The following is a 2,194-nucleotide window of genomic DNA, read 5'->3' on the forward strand; positions in this document are numbered from 1 at the left end:
CAGCAGGGCCCGCTCGCCGTCGGTCTTCAGCACGCTCTTGTGGTGGCAGTGCAGGTGCACGATCGCCCTCTGCTGCAACTTGCGCAAAGGCAGTTCGCGCGCCTGCTGCTGCAGGAAGTCCGCCAGCAGCAACGACTGCTGCTGCAAGCGGCGTGCGTCCTCGTTCCGCGGCAGCATCATCGGCAGCTCCGCCTGGAAAACGGACAGGCACGCCGGCTCGAGTACCACCACCGGCAGCCCCGCGCGCAGATCGCCCGCGAGCGCTTCGACCGTGCGCTGCAGGTAGGCGCGCGCCACGTCGAGAAAGCCTGATTCGTACAGCGGCCGGCCGCAGCACAGCGGCACGCCCGGCAGCCGCACGCGCCAGCCGGCGGCCTGCAGCACTTTCGCGGCTGCATGCGCCACCTGCGGGTGGAAGTGGTTGTTGAAGGTGTCCGGCCACAGCAGCACTTCGCCCCGTGCGCCGCCTTCTGCGTTCGGGCGGAAGCCCGCGCGGAAGGTTCGCGCGGCGAAGGCCGGCAGCGCGCGCTGCGGCGCGATGCCGGCCGCGCGCTTGAGCCAGCCGGCCAGCGGCTCGTGCGCCGTGGCCCAGTTCACCGCGCCCGGGGCCACGCTGGCCCAGCGCGCCCAGCGGTCGATGAAGCCGAAGGCCTGGGCCGCGAGTGGCCGGCGGTGGTGCTCGTAGTAGTGCGAGAGGAACTCCGCCTTGTAGGCGGCCATGTCCACCTTCACGGGGCATTCGTGGCGGCAGCCCTTGCAGGACAGGCACAGGTCCAGCGCCTCCTTGACCGACTCCTCGCGCCAGCCGCCCTGGAGCACGCCGCCTTCCCGCTCGCCATTGAGCATCTCGAACAGCAGGTGCGCCCGCCCGCGCGTGGAGTGCATCTCCTCGCCCGTGGCCTGGTAGCTGGGGCACATCGTTCCGTCCTTCTTGCGGCACTCGCCCACGCCGACGCAGCGCAGCACGGTGCGACCGAAGTCGCCGCGGTCGTCGGCGAAGAACATGCGGGTGGCCACCGGCTGCGGCGCATAGGTGGGGCCCAGGCGCAGGTTCTCGTCGGCCCGCCAGGCATGGACGATCTTGCCCGGGTTCATGCGATTGTCCGGGTCCCACACCGCCTTGAATTCCTCGAAGGCGCGCACCAGCTCCGGGCCGTACATGATCGGCAGCAGTTCCGCCTTCGACTGTCCGTCGCCATGCTCGCCGGAAATGGAGCCGCCCAGGCGCGTCACCAGTTGCGCCGCCTCGTGGATGAAGCGGCGGTACTTCTCGATGCCGGGCTGCGTCTCGAGGTCGAAATCGATGCGCGTGTGCACGCAGCCCTGGCCGAAGTGGCCGTACAGGTCGCAGGCGTAGCCGTAGCGCTCGAACAGCGCGCGCAGTTCGCGCAGGTACTCGCCCAGGCGCTCGGGCGGCACCGAGGAGTCTTCCCAGCCTTCCCAGGTGATCGGCTTGCCGGGCACGTGGGCGGTGGCGCCCAGGCCCGATTCGCGCACCTTCCAGATGTGCTGTTCCTGCACCGGATCGTCGACGCGCTTGAAGGAGGGCGGCTTGTCGACGCGCTTCAGCTGCTCGCCCAGCCGGTCGGCCTTCGCGTCGGCTTCCTGCTGGCTCGCACCGCCGAACTCCACCAGCAGCCAGCCCCTGCCGGGCGGCAGCAGGCCCGTGTACTCGACGTGCAGGTGGGTGTTCTTCATGTCCTCGATCAGCCGGTCGTCCATGCCTTCCAGCGCGATCGGGCCGGCGCGCATCACCTCGGCGACGTGGTCGCCGGCCTCGTAGACGCTGTCGTAGCCCAGCACGGCCAGCGTGCGGCAGGGCGGATCGGGCAGCAGGCGCAGCTTCGCCTCCAGCACCACCACGCAGGTGCCTTCGCTGCCCACCAGGGCGCGCGCGAGGTCGAAGCCCTTCTCCGGCAACAGGGCCGGCAGGTTGTAGCCGGAGACGCGGCGCGGAATGTCGGGGAACTTCTCGCGGATCGAATTCGCATAGCGCTCGCCCAACGCCTTCAGGTCGCGCGCGATCTGCGCCGGCCGGCCGCCCTGCTCGCACAGGCGCTGGTACGCGGCATCGTCGGTCGGCCCCACGGTCAGGCGCACGCCGTCGTAGGTGAGGACGTCGAGTTCCAGCACGTTGTGCACGGTCTCGCCGCCCATCACCGAGTGCGGCCCGCAGGAGTTGTTGCCGATCATG

The 2,194-nt window shown here is 70.3% G+C and carries 1 protein-coding gene; it reads right to left on the reverse strand.

All coding sequences use genetic code 11. The features are described 5' to 3' along the window. Nucleotides 1-2,194, reverse strand: a 2,194-nt coding sequence (locus VFM98_RS16885) for an FAD-binding and (Fe-S)-binding domain-containing protein (RefSeq protein ID WP_325111062.1), incomplete at both ends; no start/stop codon positions are given.

Origin of the sequence: Ramlibacter sp., assembly GCF_035706265.1 — a bacterium.
GTDB lineage: Bacteria > Pseudomonadota > Gammaproteobacteria > Burkholderiales > Burkholderiaceae_C > Ramlibacter.